The organism is Luteimonas marina, from assembly GCF_007859325.1.
In the GTDB taxonomy this organism is placed as follows: domain Bacteria; phylum Pseudomonadota; class Gammaproteobacteria; order Xanthomonadales; family Xanthomonadaceae; genus Luteimonas; species Luteimonas marina.
Map to the genome: position 1 here is coordinate 524514 of NZ_VOHK01000002.1, position 16528 is coordinate 541041.

The 16528-nt window shown below is 71.4% G+C and carries 17 protein-coding genes and 1 other RNA gene; 6 read left to right on the plus strand and 12 right to left on the minus strand.

Translation table 11 applies throughout. The annotated features are described in order from the left end of the window. Position 1: 1 nt before the first annotated feature. From FQY83_RS06345 to hemC, 3 genes are all read left to right on the plus strand, one after another. Positions 2 to 1048 carry a sensor histidine kinase gene (locus FQY83_RS06345; RefSeq protein WP_146386176.1) on the plus strand — a complete coding sequence of 349 codons (1047 nt, stop codon included), beginning with the start codon at positions 2 to 4 and terminating at the stop codon, positions 1046 to 1048. Further along, positions 1045 to 1782, plus strand: coding sequence for a LytR/AlgR family response regulator transcription factor (locus FQY83_RS06350; protein ID WP_146386178.1), 738 nt, complete (start codon positions 1045 to 1047; stop codon positions 1780 to 1782). Before FQY83_RS06345 ends, FQY83_RS06350 begins: the two co-directional genes overlap by 4 nt. Before the next feature lie 185 nt (positions 1783 to 1967). Further along, a complete protein-coding gene (gene hemC / locus FQY83_RS06355) occupies positions 1968 to 2882 on the plus strand; it encodes a hydroxymethylbilane synthase (RefSeq protein ID WP_146386180.1) in 915 nt (304 codons plus the stop codon). Positions 2883 to 3058: 176 nt separating this feature from the next. On the opposite strand, the gene FQY83_RS06360 is transcribed toward hemC, so the two are convergent. From FQY83_RS06360 to FQY83_RS06380, 5 genes are all read right to left on the minus strand, one after another. After that, positions 3059 to 3838 (minus strand): DUF481 domain-containing protein, encoded by a 780-nt coding sequence (locus tag FQY83_RS06360; RefSeq protein WP_146386182.1) that lies wholly within the window; start codon positions 3836 to 3838, stop codon positions 3059 to 3061. 99 nt (positions 3839 to 3937) lie between these two features. Continuing rightward, positions 3938 to 4621: a DUF481 domain-containing protein gene (locus FQY83_RS06365; RefSeq protein ID WP_146386184.1), complete on the minus strand. Its 684-nt coding sequence runs from the start codon at positions 4619 to 4621 to the stop codon at positions 3938 to 3940. Between the two features lie 50 nt (positions 4622 to 4671). Next, positions 4672 to 5571: a hypothetical protein gene (locus tag FQY83_RS06370; RefSeq protein ID WP_146386186.1), complete on the minus strand. Its 900-nt coding sequence runs from the start codon at positions 5569 to 5571 to the stop codon at positions 4672 to 4674. Positions 5572 to 5769: 198 nt separating this feature from the next. After that, positions 5770 to 6378: a hypothetical protein gene (locus tag FQY83_RS06375; RefSeq protein WP_146386188.1), complete on the minus strand. Its 609-nt coding sequence runs from the start codon at positions 6376 to 6378 to the stop codon at positions 5770 to 5772. Between the two features lie 187 nt (positions 6379 to 6565). Continuing rightward, the gene (locus tag FQY83_RS06380; RefSeq protein WP_158636443.1) at positions 6566 to 8320 is read right to left on the minus strand and encodes an SLC13 family permease; all 1755 of its coding nucleotides are present in this window, start codon (positions 8318 to 8320) and stop codon (positions 6566 to 6568) included. A 234-nt stretch (positions 8321 to 8554) separates the two neighbouring features. On the opposite strand from FQY83_RS06380, the gene FQY83_RS06385 reads away from it, so the two are divergent. From FQY83_RS06385 to FQY83_RS06395, 3 genes are all read left to right on the plus strand, one after another. Further along, the gene (locus FQY83_RS06385; protein ID WP_146386192.1) at positions 8555 to 9529 is read left to right on the plus strand and encodes a helix-turn-helix transcriptional regulator; all 975 of its coding nucleotides are present in this window, start codon (positions 8555 to 8557) and stop codon (positions 9527 to 9529) included. Positions 9530 to 9723: 194 nt separating this feature from the next. After that, entirely contained in the window at positions 9724 to 10641 is a 918-nt protein-coding gene (locus FQY83_RS06390) for a patatin-like phospholipase family protein (protein WP_158636444.1), read from the plus strand. A gap of 200 nt (positions 10642 to 10841) precedes the next feature. Next, positions 10842 to 11186: a hypothetical protein gene (locus FQY83_RS06395; RefSeq protein ID WP_146386196.1), complete on the plus strand. Its 345-nt coding sequence runs from the start codon at positions 10842 to 10844 to the stop codon at positions 11184 to 11186. 203 nt (positions 11187 to 11389) lie between these two features. Here the strand turns inward: FQY83_RS06395 and rpiA are convergent, their stop codons facing one another. The 7 genes from rpiA to FQY83_RS06430 form a co-directional block, all read right to left on the minus strand. Continuing rightward, positions 11390 to 12040, minus strand: a complete 651-nt coding sequence (gene rpiA / locus FQY83_RS06400) for a ribose-5-phosphate isomerase RpiA (protein WP_146386198.1) — start codon at positions 12038 to 12040, stop codon at positions 11390 to 11392. Positions 12041 to 12122: 82 nt separating this feature from the next. Next, entirely contained in the window at positions 12123 to 12596 is a 474-nt protein-coding gene (locus tag FQY83_RS06405; protein WP_146386200.1) for an EVE domain-containing protein, read from the minus strand. After that, positions 12593 to 13174: a 5-formyltetrahydrofolate cyclo-ligase gene (locus FQY83_RS06410; RefSeq protein WP_146386203.1), complete on the minus strand. Its 582-nt coding sequence runs from the start codon at positions 13172 to 13174 to the stop codon at positions 12593 to 12595. Before FQY83_RS06410 ends, FQY83_RS06405 begins: the two co-directional genes overlap by 4 nt. Positions 13175 to 13286: 112 nt before the next feature. Further along, a non-coding RNA gene (gene ssrS / locus FQY83_RS06415) (6S RNA) lies at positions 13287 to 13471 on the minus strand. Between the two features lie 282 nt (positions 13472 to 13753). Continuing rightward, positions 13754 to 14053, minus strand: coding sequence for a cell division protein ZapA (locus FQY83_RS06420; protein ID WP_146386205.1), 300 nt, complete (start codon positions 14051 to 14053; stop codon positions 13754 to 13756). Next, positions 14050 to 14271, minus strand: a complete 222-nt coding sequence (locus FQY83_RS06425; RefSeq protein WP_146386207.1) for a TIGR02449 family protein — start codon at positions 14269 to 14271, stop codon at positions 14050 to 14052. Before FQY83_RS06425 ends, FQY83_RS06420 begins: the two co-directional genes overlap by 4 nt. Positions 14272 to 14302: 31 nt before the next feature. After that, a complete protein-coding gene (locus tag FQY83_RS06430; protein ID WP_238333423.1) occupies positions 14303 to 16516 on the minus strand; it encodes a putative bifunctional diguanylate cyclase/phosphodiesterase in 2214 nt (737 codons plus the stop codon). Positions 16517 to 16528: the final 12 nt, after the last annotated feature.

Consider the following 16528-nt stretch of genomic DNA (forward strand, 5'->3'; position numbering starts at 1 on the left):
GATGGCGCAGGCGCAGCGCGACGAACCGTGGCTGCCCGACCTGTGCCGGCTGCCGCGCATCGGCGCGATGCTGGGCCTGGCGCAGCTGGCGGTGGTGGTGGTGGCGCTGGTGCCCGACGGCAGCCGCAGCTGGGATGTCCACGGCTTCCTGACCGCCAGCGGCTATGCGCTGTGGCTGGCGCTGTCGGTGTCGGCGCTGCTGTGCGTGTCGCGGCGCTGGCTGTCGTCGCTGCCGATGCGCAGCGGCGCGCTGGCGGCGGTCGCGATCGCGATCCTGGTCGCGGGCATCGCCGCGGCGATCGTGCACGGCCTGTTCGCGAGCGTCCGCGAGTCCGAAGGCTTGCCGACGTTCTGGCGCTTCACCAGCGGCAGCGCGGCCGTCGTTGCGCTGCTGACCGCGCTGGCGCTGCGCTACTTCTACGTGATCGACCGCTGGCAGGCGCAGGTGGGCGCGCACGCGCGCGCGGAGGCCGACGCGCTGCAGGCGCGGATCCGGCCGCACTTCCTGTTCAACAGCATGAACATGATCGCGAGCCTGCTGCGGCGAGATCCGGTCGTCGCCGAGCGCGCGGTGCTCGATCTGTCGGACCTGTTCCGCGCCGCACTGGGCGCCGGCGAAGGCCATTCCTCGCTGGCCGAGGAGATCGACCTGAGCGAGCGCTACCTCGCGATCGAACAGCTGCGCCTGGGCGAGCGGCTGCGGGTCGAATGGCGCAAGGACGAAGCGCTGCCGCTGGCGCTGGCGATGCCGCGGCTGGTGCTGCAGCCGCTGCTGGAGAACGCCGTGCTGCACGGCATCTCGCGGCTGCCGCAGGGCGGCACGGTGGAGATCGAAGTCGCGGCCGATCCCGACTGGCTGCGGCTGCAGGTGCGCAACCCCTCGCTGCCGCCGGATCAGGCGGGCGTGCACGGCGCCGGCCATGCGCAGCGCAGCATCGGCCATCGCCTGGGCTACATGTTCGGCCCGCGCGCGCGGATGGTGTCGCGCTGGCACGACGGCTACTATGCCTGCGAGATCGCGCTGCCGCTGGAGCGGACGTCCCAGTGAAGATCGTCATCGCCGACGACGAACCGCTCGCCCGCGAACGCCTGCGCATGCTGCTGGCGGAACAGCCGGGCGTGGAGGTCGTGGCCGAGGCCGGCGACGGCCACGAGGCGCTGCACGCCTGCGCCGCGCACGATCCGGACCTGGTGCTGCTCGACATCGCCATGCCCGGCATCGATGGGCTCGAGGTCGCGCGCCACCTGCAGGCGTTCGAGCCGCGCCCGGCGGTGGTGTTCTGCACCGCCTACGACGCGCACGCGCTGTCGGCGTTCGATGCCGAGGCGGTGGACTACCTGGTCAAGCCGGTGCGCCCGGAGCGGCTGGCGTCCGCGCTGCAGCGTGCGCGCGTGCTGACCGCGGGACGCAAGTCCGGCGACGTCGACGAGGGTGCGGAAGGCGGCAAGCGCCGCACCCACCTGTGCGCGCGCCTGCGCGGCAGCCTGCGCCTGATCCCGATCGAGGACGTGCACTATCTGCAGGCGGAGGAGAAGTACGTCGTGGTCCACCACGCGCGCGGCGAGGACCTGATCGAGGAATCGCTGAAGTCGCTCGAGGACGAGTTCGGCGACCGCTTCGTGCGCATCCACCGCAACTGCCTGGTCGCGCGCCACGAGCTGGTCGAGCTCAAGCGCGGGCTCGACGGCCACGTGCACGCGATCCTGCGCCACGGCGACAAGCCGCTGGAGGTCAGCCGCCGCTGCGTGGCGCAATTGCGCGACACGATCCGGCACCTCTAGGGCGTTTTCGGTGTCAAGCATTCCGCCATCCCCGCGAAGGCGGGGATCCAGCGTCTTGTTTCCTGATTCACAGGGCAAAGTCACTGGGTCCCCGCCTTCGCGGGGATGACGAGATGTAAACGTCCAAGCCGAATTTGCCTTGGTCGCGGCGCCGCCCACCGCGGCGGATGCGCGATAATCCGCGCATGGACCGACTGCGCATCGCCACCCGCAAGAGCCCGCTGGCGCTGTGGCAGACCGAACACGTGGCGGCGCGGCTGCGCGCGGCGCATCCCGGCCTCGAGGTGACGCTGGTGCCGATGAGCACGCGCGGCGACGAGGTGCTCGACCGTTCGCTGGCCGCGATCGGCGGCAAGGGCCTGTTCCTCAAGGAGCTGGAGCTGGCGATGCAGCGCGGTGACGCCGACTGCGCGGTGCATTCGCTCAAGGACGTGCCGATGGAGCTCGAACCGGGTTTCGCGCTGCCGGCGATCCTGGCGCGCGCCGATCCGGCCGACGCCTTTGTCAGCAACCGCTTCGACAACATCGACGCGTTGCCGCAGGGCGCGCGCGTCGGCACCTCCTCGCTGCGGCGGCAGGCGCAGCTGCGCGCGCGGCGCCCGGATTTGCGGCTGGCGGACCTGCGCGGCAACGTCAACACGCGGCTGGCCAAACTCGATGCCGGCGACTACGACGCGATCGTGCTCGCCTGCGCCGGGCTGCAGCGGCTCGGCCTGGACGCGCGCATCCGCGCGCGCCTGCTGCCGCCGGACTGGCTGCCGGCGCCGGCGCAGGGCGCGATCGCGATCGAGGGCCGCGACGGCGACGCCGCGGCGCAGGCGCTGCTGTCGCTGCTCGACGACGCGCCGACGCGCCGCTGCGTCGAGGCCGAGCGGGCGATGAACCGCGCCCTGCATGGCAGCTGCCACGTGCCGGTGGCGGCGTTCGCGCGCGAGGCCGGCGATGGCGGGCTGCACCTGCAGGGGCTCGTCGGCGGCGTCGCCGATGGTCGCCTGCTGCGCGCCGAAGCGCACGGCGGCGACGGCGACGCGCTCGGGCGCGAGGTCGCGCGCCGGCTGCTCGACGCCGGTGCGGGCGAACTGCTTGGCGCGCCGGCCTGACGCCCAGGAAACCGATCGCAGGAGCGCCTTCATACCTTTTCGCGATCAGGAATATGGAATGGTGTAGGTCGGCCCTACGTGGCCGACGCCCGGCTCGGCGGCCAAGGCGTCGGCCACGTAGGGCCGACCTGCGTCATGATCGCGAACGGGCATGGCGGGTGCCGTCCGGCCGCGGATCAGCGGAAGCTGTAGACCAGGTTGAGCGTGGTCAGCGTGTCGGTCTTCTTCACCCCGGACGCCGCGTCGACGTCGGTGTTGTGCCGCGCCTGCAGGCCGGCCTTGAGCGCGAAGGCCTCGTTCATCGCCACGGCAATGCCGAGGTCGTTCTGGGCGAAGGTGTTGTCGCTGCCCGATTCCACCAGCAGCACGTTGAACAGCTCGGTATTGGCGGTGAGCCGATGCGCGAAGTCGAGCTTGCCGCGCAGGATCGCGCCCGATTCGACCTCGCCGGTTTCGAGGCTGCGCGCGCGCCGGTAGCCGGGGCCGATCTCGCCGGAGAACGTCGTGCGCTCGCCGTCGACGAACACGCGGCCGTAGTTGACCGAGGCGGTCGCCTGGTATTCGTAGGGCGAGAAGTCGTCGTTCTCGTAGCGGACGCTGCCAATGACGGAATTGCGCGGGTCGAACTTGTAGCCGCTGGACGCGCCCAGCTCGTAGCGGTTGGCGTTGAGTTCGTAGCGTTCCTCGGCCACGCCGTCGCCGTCGAAGTCGCCGCTGACCTCGCCCTTGGCGCGCAGCGCGGCGGCATGCCATGCGTGCTTCCACTGCTCGTCCTCGCGGCCGAAGGCGAGCCTGGCGTTGAGGCTCTCCGAGCGCGCGTTGCCGCGCGACAGGGCGAAGCCCAGCTCGCCGGTGCCGGTCCAGCCGTCGGCGGGCGGCGCCTCGTCGGCCTCCTGGGCGAAGGCGGCGGGCGCACAGGCAAGTGCGAGCAGGAGCAGGGGAGTGCGGTGGCGCATGCTGGAGGGTCCTCGTGGTCGGTGGTGAATGGGGCGCAGGCGCCCGCCGCGGCGCGGGCGGGGACGCGGCGTCGCGCGGAAACGCAGGGGGCGTGCGGATCAGAACGCGTAGCGCAGGCGCACGGAGCCTTCGCGGTCGGTGCGGCCTTCGCCGCCGTTGCCGGCGGTGTCGTGGCGCAGTTCGAAATCGCCCAGCAGCGACCACTGCGGGTCGAGCTGCAGGTCGAGGCCGACGGTCTGGCGGATGAAGGCGTTCTCGCGGCCGCGCTCCATCCGCACCTGCTGGCTCAGTTCAGCGCGCTCGCCCAGCCGCTGCGACAGCCGCAGCTGGCCCGTCGCCACCGGCCCCTGCGCCGCCGTGCCGTAGTTGGCGTAGGGCTGCAGGCGGTAGCCGGTGCCGAGTTCGACCTCCACCTGGGTCTGCGGGCTGCGCACCGCCTCCAGGCCGTAGCGGGTGTCGACGAGCGCGGCGCCGCCGGTGGAGTAGAACCAGTCGCGGCGCGAGGCGGGCGAATACAGGCCGATGAAGCGGCGCGTGGCCAGGCGCGGCAGGCGCTGCGACCTGATCGCGACCACTGTCCCCGGCGCGCGGGCGTCGGGCCGCGCGGGCGTCGCGGCGGCGGGCGCCCATTCGGCATCGGCGCAGGCCAAGCGGAAGCAGGGCTGGCGCAGCGACACCCGCCCCGAGGCGACCGCGACCGCCGCCGGGAGATCCGGCGCTTCGGGCAGGGGTTGCATGAAGACCGGCAGGCCGACCACGGCCAGCCACCAACTGGCGAGCATCCGGGGCTCCGGGGATGGAAGCGCTTACGCGGCGATTATGCCGCGCCGCATCATGATCCTTCCTGAACGTTCAGCGCGCTGCCTCTGGGAGCATCGCCCGCGCGCCGTTCGAGGAAGGCGTGCCGCTCCAGCGCCGTGCCGAGCACGGTCGCGACGGCGATGGTCCACAGCCACGGAGTCACGCCGCCGATCCCGGCCGCCGCCAGCGCCAATGCCAGCGCGGGGACGCCGGCGACCAGGGCGGCGGCGATGCGCCGGTGGCGCCGGCGGTCCGCCCGCGCCTGCGCCGGCGCCGGCGGACCTGCGGCCTTGTCTCGGTCGCGCCCCGCATCGCGCCAGTACAGCGCGGTCGCGGCCACCACCAGCAGGCACAGCACCAGCACGATGCCCAGCATCCTGCCGCCGTCGCGTCCGATGGCGAGCAGGCTGGCCATCAGCGCGAACATCAGCGCCAGCCCGGTCTGCATCGTCGACAGCAGCTGGATCGGGACGACCAGCGGATGCTGCCGGTCGCCGCCGCCGGGTGCGGCCGCCTGCGCCATCGCGTTCGCGGCGACGGCGCCCAGCGAGGTCGCCGACAGCAGCATGCCGGCCAGGCCCAGCAGCAGCGCGCGGGTCGCGCCCGGCGCCACCCACGTCACCAGGCCGCCGACCGCGCACGCCAGCACGACCGCCGCCGCCGCCAGCGCGTTGCGCCGCGCCTGCCAGGGCGTCGCGGCGCGCAGCCGGGTCCGCACGCCGCCGGCGGGGCGCGTGCCGGAGAAGGCAACGGCCGCGGCGATCGCGAGCAGGGCCAGGGCGAGGATCAGCGCCCACAGTTGTGGCGCGCGCAGCGCCGCCATGTTCGCTCCGTGCGTAATCAGCGCGACCGAGATCCCCAGCCACAGCAGCAGCCCGAATCCGGCGGCGGACAGCACCTGCGCGATCGCGTCCGGCCACGGACGTAGCATGCGAACCCCCTTCCCCGGAAATCGACCGGCAGGGTGCCATGCCGATCCCCGGCGAGGAAGCCGACCGCGTCACGCGTCCGATGTCCGGGGCGCCCGCTGCGACAGCCGGGCGCGATCAGGCGCAAGGTGGCAGGAGCGCCTTCGGGCGCGACCACCCGCCGAAGCCCTCGAACCTCCGGTCGCGGCTGAAACCGACTCCTACTGGCAGAACCGGCGATGCCGGTGCAGTTCTTCCTGCAGCGCCGCATCCTGCGCGCCCGCGGTGCGCAGGTTGCCGATGTTGCGACGGATGCGCGGGCAGGGATCGGTGCTGTAGCCGGGGCCGCCGAACAGCTGGCCGATCCCGGCGACGACCCGCGCCGGCGTCAGCGGGGTTTTCATGGCGATGCGCTCGGGCGGCGGCGCCGCGATCGCGGGTGGTGGATCGAGGAGCGGATTGCGCCGGAAGTCGTGGCCCGCTTCTTCGCGGGCGAGCGCCGCCCCCTGTTCGAGGAAGACCGCCGACAGCGGACGCGAAGCCTCGGCGGCAGCCGGCGTCGGGGCTGCGCCGACACGCGGTGCGGGTGGGGGCGGACGGGTCGCGTGCGTTGCCGTTGCGCCAGTCGGCGCAGGGTCGGGTTGCCGGGGCAAAGGAACTGCCGGCGTGGCCGGCCGCTCGATCCATATCACCTGCAGGGCCTCGTCGGGCGTCGCGGCCTCGCGCCGGTCCGGCGGCGTCCACCACAGCGCCACGAGCAGCGCATGCGCGGACGCGGCCAGGGCAAGCGACCATCCGTGGTCCGCATCGAACCGCCTGTCCCCTCGCATCCATCGCCTCCGTCGGTGGCGGCGGAGTATCGGTGCGAACCGGTTAAACAGCGGTTATCGCGGCAACAGGATTGGATTGCAGGAGCGGCTTCAGCCGCGACCACCCATCGAAGCCGGCGGATGTCCGTTCGCGGCTGAAGCCGCTCCCACGATCGGTTTTGCGGTTCGCATGACCGGCAACCTCCGCTCAGAACGGGAAGAAGCGCGGAATGAGCAGGATCGCCGACGTGCAGAACAGCACGTTGAGCGGCAGGCCCATGCGCACGAAGTCGGAGAAGCGGTAGCCGCCGGCGGTGAACACCATGGTGTTGGTCTGGTAGCTGATCGGCGTGGCGAAGCTGGTCGAGGCGGCGAAGGCCACCGCCACCAGCAGCGGCTTGGGATCGATGCCCATCGATTCGGCCGTGGCCAGCGCGATCGGCACCACCAGCACGGCCGAGGCGTTGTTGCTCATGAACTCGGTCGCGATCGAGGTCATCAGGTAGACCGCCGCCAGCGCCGCCAGCGGCCCGAACGGGCCGAGGTGGCCGATCAGGAACTCCGCCGCCAGTGCCGCGCCGCCGGTCTTCTGCAGCGCGATGCCCAGCGGGATGATCCCGGCCAGCAGCAGGATCACGCGCCAGTCGATCGCGCTGTAGGCCTCGTCGGGGTCGAGCAGCCGGAACACCACCAGCGCCGTGCAGCCGATCAGCGCCGAGACCACGATCGGCAGCCAGCCCAGCGCGGCGACGGTGATCGCGGCCACCATCACCAGCGCCGACATCGACGCGCGCAGCACGTCCACCGTCTTCTGCTTGCGCATGCCCAGCACGATCATGCCCTTGTCCGCGCGCAGGTCGTCGATCGATTTCTCCGGCGCGTCCAGCAGCAGCACGTCGCCGACCGTCAGCGGCACCTGGTCGAGCGGCTGGCGGATGTCGAGCAGGCGGCGGTGGATGCCGTGCACGCGCGCGCGGTACATGTGCCCGAAGCGCATCCCCGCCAGGGTGTGCCCGATCAGGTGCGAACCGGGCGAGACCATCGCCTCGACCTGCATCCGCTCGGCGCTGATGTCGCCGTCGAGGTCGCGCGCGACGTGGTCGAACAGGAGCTTGCGCGCCTTGCGCGTCGCCGCGACCTGCTTCCACTCGCCGCGCACCAGCAGCCGGTCGCCGGCGCGGACCACGGCTTCCTCGCCGTACACCGGGCGGCCGTGGCGCAGGACCTCCAGCACCGTCGCGTCGTCGATGTCGTCGGGGACCACCTGCTCGCGGCGCAGGCCGATCGCGCTCGATTCCTCCGGCACCAGCAGCTCGGCGACGTAGCGGCCGACGTGCTCGGTGTCGTCGCTGCCGGGGATGCCGCGGTCGGGCAGCAGCCAGCGGCCCACGGTCATCAGGTACAGCATGCAGATGCCGACAAAGATGATGCCCAGCGGCGCGAACTCGAACAGGGTGAAGCCGACGCCCACCGCGTCGCGCGCCATCGAGTCCACCAGCAGGTTGGTCGAGGTGCCGATCAATGTGCACACGCCCGCCGCCTGCGACATGTACGACAGCGGGATCAGGAACCTCGACGGCGCCCAGCGGTTGGCGGCGCTGGCGGCGAGCACCAGCGGCAGGAATACCGCCACCGTCGCGGTGTTGTTGACGAAGGCGGCCACGCACGACACCAGCACCAGCATCACCAGCGTGAACAGCCACTGCCAGCGGATCTTCGACATGATCTCGCCGATCGCCACCAGCGCGCCGTTGCGCTGCAGCGCCGCGCTGAGCACGAACATCGCCGCGACCATCACCGTGGCTTGGTTGCTGAAGCCCGACAGCGCCTCGGGCAGCGTGATCACGCCGGTCACCAGCAGCGCCGTCATCACCAGCAGTGCCACCACGTCCACCCGCAGCTTCTCGGTGACGAACAGCGCGATGGCGCCGGCCATGATCGCCAGCGTCAGCCACAGGGCCATGCCGGCTCCCGTCGCGATGCCCGTCGGCGCAGGCCATGCGGCCGCCCCGGCCCGGCGGGGCCGGGGCGGGAGCGGCGGGTCGCCCGCACCGGTCGTTGCCCCGGTCCGCCGGCCTTGCCCGTGTTCCGTGATGCATGGTCCATGGTCGCGGACATGGTGCAGCGCGCGACGCGATGCCGCAATCCCGGCGCGTCGCGGGCGCGCGGCGGCGGCCGACGGGGGCATAATCCGGGCATGGACCGATACGAACGCATCCTCTCCCTGCACCGCATCCTCAAGACTTCGCGCTATCCGGTCACGGTCGCGCGGCTGCAGGAGGAACTGGAATGCTCGCGCGCGACGGTCTACCGCGACCTCGCCTTCCTGCGCGACGCGCTGATGGCGCCGGTGGTCGGCGACGGCGAGGCCGGTTTCCGCTACGACGCCGACGAGGGCGGGCGCTTCGAACTGCCGGGCCTGTGGCTCAACTCCGACGAACTGCACGCGCTGCTGGCGGCGCAGCAGCTGCTCTCGCGCAGCAGCGGCGGGGTGCTGTCGAACGCGCTGGCGCCGCTGCAGGCGCGCATCGACAAGCTGCTCGACGAACATTCCGCGGGCAAGCACTGGCCGGTCGAACGCGTGCGCGTGATCCCGCACCGCGGCCGGCGCATGGACGAGCACGTGTTCCGCAACGTGTGCTCGGCGGTGCTGCAGCGCAGGCAGCTGTCGTTCGAGTACCGCGCGCGCTCGACCGACGAGAAGACCCGGCGCACGGTGTCGCCGCAGCGCATCACCCACTACCGCGACAACTGGTACCTCGATGCCTGGGACCACGAGCGCGAGGCGCTGCGCAGCTTCTCGGTCGACCGCATCGGCGCGGCGCGCGTGCTGGAGACGGCGGCGCGCGACATCGACGAGGCGCAGCTCGACACCCACCTCGCCGGCAGCTACGGCATCTTCTCCGGCCCGCCCAAGGGCGTGGCGACGATCATGTTCAGCGCCCGCGCCGCGCGCTGGGTCGCCGACGAGCACTGGCACTCGCAGCAGCAGGGCCGGCACCTGCCCGATGGCCGCTACGAGCTGAAGCTGCCCTACAGCGCCTCGCGCGAGCTGCTGATGGACGTGCTGCACTACGGCGCCGACGCCGAGATCGTCGAACCGGCGGCGCTGCGCGAGCAGGCGAAATCGCTGCTGCAGCTGGCGCTGTCGAACTACGAGGGGCGGTCGTGACCGGGGAGTGCAGGGCGCCCCGGAAAAGCGGCTATGTCTACCCGGGGCCTGATCCGGAGGAGAGCTCCGCGTGCCTGAAGAGAGCGGGATTCCTTGCTGCGTTCGGAATGACAGGTCAGGAGGGCATCGGAGCCGCATGCAGGCGGCGTGCGCGCGACACGGTGCCCCTGGACCGGGCAGCCTGAATGACGGACGTGAGCGCGCCTGAGTCGCCGCAGGGCGCGGCGCCCGAACGCATCGCGCTGGTGCTCGGCGCCGGCGGCGCGCGCGGGCTGGCGCAGATCGGCGTGATCGAGGTGCTGGAGGAGCGCGGCCTGCGCATCGAGGCGGTCTCGGGCTCGTCCAGTGGCGCCCTGGTCGGCGGCATCTTCGCCGCCGGCAAGCTGCGCGAGTTCGACGAGCGCCTGCGCGCCATGTCGCGCAACGACTTCCTGCGCCTGCTCGATCCGGGCTGGCGCCGCTCCGGCGTGCTCCGGGGCCGACGCCTGGTCGCGACGATGCGCGAGGTGGTCGGCGACCCGCGGATCGAATCGCTGCCGGTCGAATTCACCGCGGTCGCGGTCGACCTGGAGCGCCAGCGCGAGGTGTGGATCCGCGAGGGCCGGCTGTGGGACGCGCTGCGCGCCTCGTTCGCGATCCCCGGGCTGTTCACGCCGCACCGGATCAACGGCCGCGCCCTGGTCGACGGCGGCCTGCTGTCGCCGCTGCCGATCGCCGCGACGCGGCTGTCGGACGCGCACCGGCTGGTCGCGGTCGACATGCACGGCTGGCCGCGACGGCCCCCGGGCGAACCCGCGCGGCAGCAGCAAGGCAACGGCAACGGGCCCTCGCTGGTCGGGCGCCTGGGCGACTGGTTCGAGCGCCGCGCCGCCGGCGACGATGCCGACGACGACGGCGACGCGATGCGCATGGGCCTGCCCGAGATCATGTCGCGCTCGCTCGACACCATGCAGGCGCAGATCTCGCGCGTGCAGCTGGCGCTCGACCCGCCGGAGCTGCTGATCCGCATCCCGCGCGACGTCTGCCAGTTCTACGAATTCTGGCGCGCCGCCGAACTGATCGACGTCGGCCGCACCGTGGCCGCGAAGGCGCTCGACGCCGCCGGCTACTGACCCGCACCGCGCCGTCAAACCCGCTCCTGCAAGAGAGCCCCCGTAGGTCGGGGCTACGCCATTTCATGTCTTTGATCGCGAATGGGCATCAGCGCGGCGAGGGGCGCGCTTCGCGGGCAAAGCTTCCTGCGCGGCGGGCACGTCGCAGCCCGTGAGATGCAGCGGGGCGAAGCTGCGCGCCACGCCCAGGAGCGACCGCCATGACCCGATCCGCGACTCCCCGCCCGACCGCGCAAGCCGATGCCCTGCGCACCCTCGAACACCTGCTGCTCGGCGCGCTGTTCCTCGGTGCCATCGCGATGCTGTCCCTGCCCGCCGCGCGCGGCGCCAGCGCGACCCTGGGCTGGATGCCGCTGTGGCTGCTCGGCCTGCCGGCGGCCAGCCTGGCGACCGCGTTCGCCCTGCGCCTGTCGCGCCGCGTCGCCATGCAGGCCCCGTCCTCCGCGCCGCGCCGCCGCCGGCCCGCCACGTTCGCCGCCACGCGCCGCCGCACCGGCGCACCGCGCCGCGCGTCGCGCCTGCTGGCCGCGATCGTCCTGCGCTGAGGAACCGCCTTTCGGGTGGGTCCAGGGACGGACCTGTCCGGAAACCAGCGGCCCCGCCGCCGCCACTTCCCGTCATCCCCGTGCACTTTCCGTCGTCCCCGCGAAGGCGGGGATCCAGTGTCTTTGGCTTTCAACGGCTTGAGGCCGCTGGCTCCCCGCCTTAGCGGGAATGACGGGCTGAGCGCGAGTTGTTCAGCCCTTTTCTAGGCGATGACCTGCGGCGGTTCCCCGCCCACGATCACCACGTCCGCCGGCCGCCGCGCGAACAGGCCCACGCTGACCACGCCGGGGATCTGGTTGAGCTCGCGCTCCAGCCCCACCGGATCGACGATGCGCAGGTGGTGGATGTCGAGCACCGCGTTGCCGTTGTCGGTGACCACGCCCTCGCGCCACACCGGCTGGCCGCCGGTTTTCGCCAGGATCTCGCGCGCCACCAGGCTGCGCGCCATCGGGATCACCTCGATCGGCAGCGGGAAGCGGCCGAGCACGTCGACGCGCTTGGCCGGATCGATGATGCAGACGAACCTCGCGCTCGCCTCGGCGATGATCTTCTCGCGCGTCAGCGCCGCGCCGCCGCCCTTGATCAGGCGCTTGTGCGGATCGCACTCGTCGGCGCCGTCGACGTAGAGCGGCAGCGGACCGGTGTCGTTGAGTTCCAGCACCTCGATGCCGTGCTGCTTCAGCCGCGCCGTGCTCTGCTCCGAACTCGACACCGCGCCGGCGATGCGGTCCCTGATCCGCGCCAGCGCATCGATGAAGAACGCGACGGTGGAGCCGGTGCCGACGCCGACGATCATGCCGTCCTCGACGAATTCGATGGCTTTTTCGCCGGCCAGGCGTTTTGCTTCAGTCATGGGTGATTCGTGATTGGTGATTCGTGATTGGTGATTCGTCGCAAATGCCTGCTTTTCCGAATCACCAATCACCAATCACGAATCACGACTCCTCCAGGGACAACAGCAGCTTCCACTGCGCCGCCGTCACCGGCAGCACCGACAGCCGCGAGCCCTTGCGGATCAGCGCGAACTCCTCGCCGAGCGCCTCCGAGTGCGCCCGGATCTCGTCCAGCGCGATGCCGCGCCTGAGCTTGCGCACGAACTTCACGTCCACCAGGTCCCAGCGCGGCTGTTCCTGTGTCGCCTTCTCGTCGAAGTACTTCGACTTCTTCCTGAACTGGGTCGGGTCCGGATAGGGCAGGCTCGCCACTTCGGCGATGCCGTAGATGCCCGGCACCTCGGTATTGGAGTGGTAGAACAGCACGCCGTCGCCGACCTGCATCTGGCGCATGAAGTTGCGCGCCTGGTAGTTGCGCACGCCGGTCCAGGGTTCGACGTCGACGCGCTGCAGGTCGTCGATGGAGAAGTCGGTCGGCTCGGACTTCATCAGCCAGTGGCGCTTGCGTGTGCTCATGGGGCGATCAGGAAGGTCTCGGTTTCGGTGCAGACGGCGTCGAGCGGGATGTCCCAGGCCTCGGGCGCGATCGCCCCGGCCTGCTGGATCGAGAACGCGGCGCCCACCAGCCGCGGCGGCGCGGGCCGCGAGGTGCGGAACGCGAAGCTGCGATCGTACCAGCCGCCGCCCATGCCCAGCCGGTGCCCGCGCGCGTCGAACGCGACCAGCGGCGCGACCACGAGGTCGAGCTGTTCCGGGCGCAGCAACGCATCGGCCGGCACGTCGGGTTCGGGGATGCCGTAGCGGTTGGGGACGGTCGGCGCGCCCGGCGTCCACGGCGCGAAGCGCAGGGTGTCGTCGGCGTGCAGCACCGGCAGGCAGTAGCGCACGCCGCGCGGCAGGCGCAGCTGCCAGGCGTGCAGCGCGATCTCGCCGTCCATCGCCCAGTAGCCCGCGGCGTATCCGGACTGTGGCGCGAACGGCAGCGCCAGCAGGCGCGAGGCCAGTGCATCGGCTGCGGCGATGCGCGCGGGCGCGGGCAGGGCGCGCCGGCGCTCGCGCATCGCGCGCCGCAGCGCGCCGCGGTCGGTGGTCATCGGGGCACGGGTGCGGGAGTCATGCGCGCCATTGTGACCGCGAAGGCGCGTTCACCGGAAGCGAGGCCGCGCGTCCGCCGGTCCTGGCGCGCGCGACGACACGGGAATGAATACGTCCTCCGCCATGCCGATGCCTGCGAAACGACCTTGAACCCGGGGTTCAAGTGGAGGCGTTAGGCATCCTTCGGGCTTCCCGCTGCAAGGCGGACCTGCACTCCCGGATTCCGCGGCGCCCCCGTGGTCGTCATTAAGGGACAAGGCGAATGTTGCGCATGCCGTCGTACACGGCAGAGGACGCGAATCCAGTATAGCCGGGCCGCGAAACCTGCCAAGCCCGTTCGTCGGCACGGAACGTGCCGCGGTTCATGCATCTTCCTGCCCACGCCTGTAGGGAACCTCCGGAAATCCCGAATCCGTCATTTCGAACGCAGTGAGAAATCCCGGTTTTCAAGCGTCTGGATTGACCGGCTTTGCCGTTGCAAGGCGCCGCTCGCTGCGCGAGAAATGACAGTTTCCAGAAGTTCCCCGCAGGAGCGGCTGAAGCCACTCCCGCGAATGCGGGGTGGTGGACGCGGCGGCTCAGCGCGCGTCGATCAGCCCGTCGAGCTTGCGCTGCAGGTCCTCGAGCAGGCGCGCGATCTCGCCGTCGCGCTGCGCGTTTTCCACGCGCAGCTGCTGCAGTTCGTGCGCGAGGTTGAGCGCGGCGAGCACGGCGACGCGGTCGACCGCGGCCATGCGGTTGCTGCCGCGCACCTCGCGCATGCGGCCGTCGAGCAGCTTGGCCGCGGCCACCAGGCTCTCGCGCTCGTCGGGCGCGACGCCGACGGTGTACTCGCGGTCCAGCAGGTGGACGCTGACCGCCTCGTTCGACGCGCTCACGTGTGCTGCTCCAGCGACTTGAGCCGCGCGATCATCGCCTCGACCCGCGAGCGCGCCTGCTCGTTCTTGGCCAGCAGCTGCGAGCGCTCGCCGGCGATCTGCTCGTGCTGCTGGCGCAGGGCGCGGTTCTCGTCGGACAGCTTCTGCGCACGCTCGACCAGCGCGTCGATGCGCGCGGTGAGGGCGCGAAGCTGGGCGATCACGTCCGGGCGGTCCATGTCGGCACGATAGGCAGCGGGCGGGGGGCGGTCAAGGCGCCGCCAGCGAGGGCGCGGACGCGCCCGCCTGGGCCGGGCGCCAGTTGCGGATGAAGGCCAGGCAGGCGTGGGCGTCCAGCGGCGGCGACAGCCAGAAGCCCTGCACCTCGTCGCACTGCTGGCCGCGCAGGAAGCGCACCTGGGCCTCGGTCTCCACGCCCTCGGCGACCACGTTCAGGCCCAGCGAATGGGCCATGGTGATGACCGTGCTGGTGATCGCGGCGTCTTCCGGGTCGTGGGTGAGGTCGCCGATGAAGGCCTTGTCGATCTTGATCGTGGTGATCGGCAGGCGCTTGAGGTAGGCCAGCGAGGAATAGCCGGTGCCGAAGTCGTCGATCGCCAGCGACACGCCGAGCTCGCGGAACGCCTGCAGCTTGGCCGCGGTGTGCTCGGCGTTGGCCATCAGCACGCTTTCGGTGAGTTCGAGTTCGAGCGCGCTCGGCGGCAGGTCGATGTCGGCGAGCACGCGGCTGACCACGTCGGGGAAGTCGCCGCGCAGCAGCTGCAGCACCGACACGTTGACCGAGACGGTGAGGTCGCCGAGGCCGTGCTGGCGCCAGCGCTGCAGGGTCAGGCAGGCCTCGCGCAGCACCCACTCGCCGATCTCCAGGATCAGCCCGCTCTCCTCGGCCATGGGGATGAAGTCCACCGGCGCGATCTCGCCGTGCTCCTCGCTGTGCCAGCGCAGCAGCGCCTCGACGCCGGTGATCCGACCCTGCGCCAGCGCCAGCTGCGGCTGGAACACCACGCGCAGCTCGCCGCGGTCGAGCACCTTGCGCAGCGCGCCGGAGATGGTCGCGCGCTGGCGCACCACCACGTCCATCGCGTCGTCGTAGCGCATGAAGGTGCGCCGGCCGGCGGCCTTGGCCTGGTACATCGCGGTGTCGGCCTGCTTGAGCAGTTCGGTCGGCACGTGTGCATGGTCGGGATAGAGGCTGATGCCGATCGAGGGCGAGATCGCGATCTCGCGGCGGTCGTCGAGCAGCAGCGGCGCTTCGAAGGCCATGATGATCTCGCGCGCGACCTTGTCCGCGTCCTCCGGCGTGTCGAGGTTCTCCAGCACCACGGTGAACTCGTCGCCGCCCAGGCGCGCGACCGTGTGGTGCATGCCGACGGTCTGCTGCAGGCGCGCGGCGGCGGCGCGCAGGATGCGGTCGCCGGCGGCGTGGCCGAGCGAATCGTTGACGTCCTTGAAGCGGTCCAGGTCGAGGAACAGCACCGCGATCCTGTTGTCCTCGCGGTGCGCGCGCACGATCGCGCGCGACAGGCGTTCGGACAGCAGCGAGCGGTTGGGCAGGTTGGTCAGGGTGTCGAAGTTGGCCAGGTAGCGCAGCTCCTGCTCGGCGCGCTTTTGCTGGGTGATGTCGTTGAGCACGGTGACGTAGAGGATCAGCTGGCCGTTCTTGTCGTAGACCGTGCTCGACTCGATCTGGCACAGGAACTCCTCGCCGTCCTTGCGCCGCTGCCAGATCTCGCCGTTCCAGCGGCCCTTCCTGCGGATCTGCTCGCGGATGTGCTGGTAGAAGGCGGTGTCGTGCTGCAGGCTGTCGAGGATGTTGGTGTTGCGGCCGACGACGTCGCCCTCGTCGTAGCCGGTCATGCGCAGGAAGGCCGGGTTCACCGAGACGAAGTCGAAGTTGCGGTCGATCACCGCGACCGCCTCGTTCATGCTGCGCAGCACCTCGCTGGAGATCCGCAGCTCGCGCTCGGCGGCGCGGGTGCCGGTGATGTTGAGCGCGGTGCCGGCGATGCGCAGGATGCGGCCGCCGGCGTCGCGCGACACCGCACGGCCGCGCGCGCGCATCCACACCCAGTCGCCCTTGCGGTTGGCGATGCGCAGCTCGGCCAGGAAGGTGTCGGTCTGGCCGGCGAGGTAGTCGCCGACGCGCTGGCGCACCATCGGCAGGTCGTCGGGATGGATCACGGTGTCGCTGTCGGCCACGTCCTCGGCCATCTCGCCGGATGGGCTTTCGCGCGATTCCGCGGCCAGGCGATACAGCTTGCCGCTGGTGACGTCGTAGTCCCAGTAGCGTTCGCCGGTGGCCCAGAGCGCCAGCTTGAGGCGCTCCTCGCGCTCGCGCAGGCGCTCGATGTAGGTCTTTTCGCTCTGCCGCCGCTTGAACGTGATGACCAGCAGCGCGACCAGCAGCACGGACACGGCAGCCGCCGCGACCATCAGCTGAAGATCCCCCGGATTGGTCAACACGCGGAGAACCCC

Excerpts from the sequence above, each read along its gene's own strand:
- FQY83_RS06375 (WP_146386188.1), bottom strand. The coding sequence starts at position 6,378 with ATGCGAGGGGACAGGCGGTTCGATGCGGACCACGGATGGTCGCTTGCC.
- FQY83_RS06410 (WP_146386203.1), bottom strand. The coding sequence starts at position 13,174 with ATGACCACCGACCGCGGCGCGCTGCGGCGCGCGATGCGCGAGCGCCGG.
- FQY83_RS06395 (WP_146386196.1), top strand. The coding sequence starts at position 10,842 with ATGACCCGATCCGCGACTCCCCGCCCGACCGCGCAAGCCGATGCCCTG.
- FQY83_RS06405 (WP_146386200.1), bottom strand. The coding sequence starts at position 12,596 with ATGAGCACACGCAAGCGCCACTGGCTGATGAAGTCCGAGCCGACCGAC.
- FQY83_RS06380 (WP_158636443.1), bottom strand. The coding sequence starts at position 8,320 with ATGGCCCTGTGGCTGACGCTGGCGATCATGGCCGGCGCCATCGCGCTG.
- FQY83_RS06425 (WP_146386207.1), bottom strand. The coding sequence starts at position 14,271 with ATGGACCGCCCGGACGTGATCGCCCAGCTTCGCGCCCTCACCGCGCGC.
- rpiA (WP_146386198.1), bottom strand. The coding sequence starts at position 12,040 with ATGACTGAAGCAAAACGCCTGGCCGGCGAAAAAGCCATCGAATTCGTC.
- FQY83_RS06385 (WP_146386192.1), top strand. The coding sequence starts at position 8,555 with ATGGACCGATACGAACGCATCCTCTCCCTGCACCGCATCCTCAAGACT.
- FQY83_RS06360 (WP_146386182.1), bottom strand. The coding sequence starts at position 3,838 with ATGCGCCACCGCACTCCCCTGCTCCTGCTCGCACTTGCCTGTGCGCCC.
- FQY83_RS06365 (WP_146386184.1), bottom strand. The coding sequence starts at position 4,621 with ATGCTCGCCAGTTGGTGGCTGGCCGTGGTCGGCCTGCCGGTCTTCATG.
- FQY83_RS06370 (WP_146386186.1), bottom strand. The coding sequence starts at position 5,571 with ATGCTACGTCCGTGGCCGGACGCGATCGCGCAGGTGCTGTCCGCCGCC.
- hemC (WP_146386180.1), top strand. The coding sequence starts at position 1,968 with ATGGACCGACTGCGCATCGCCACCCGCAAGAGCCCGCTGGCGCTGTGG.
- FQY83_RS06345 (WP_146386176.1), top strand. The coding sequence starts at position 2 with ATGGCGCAGGCGCAGCGCGACGAACCGTGGCTGCCCGACCTGTGCCGG.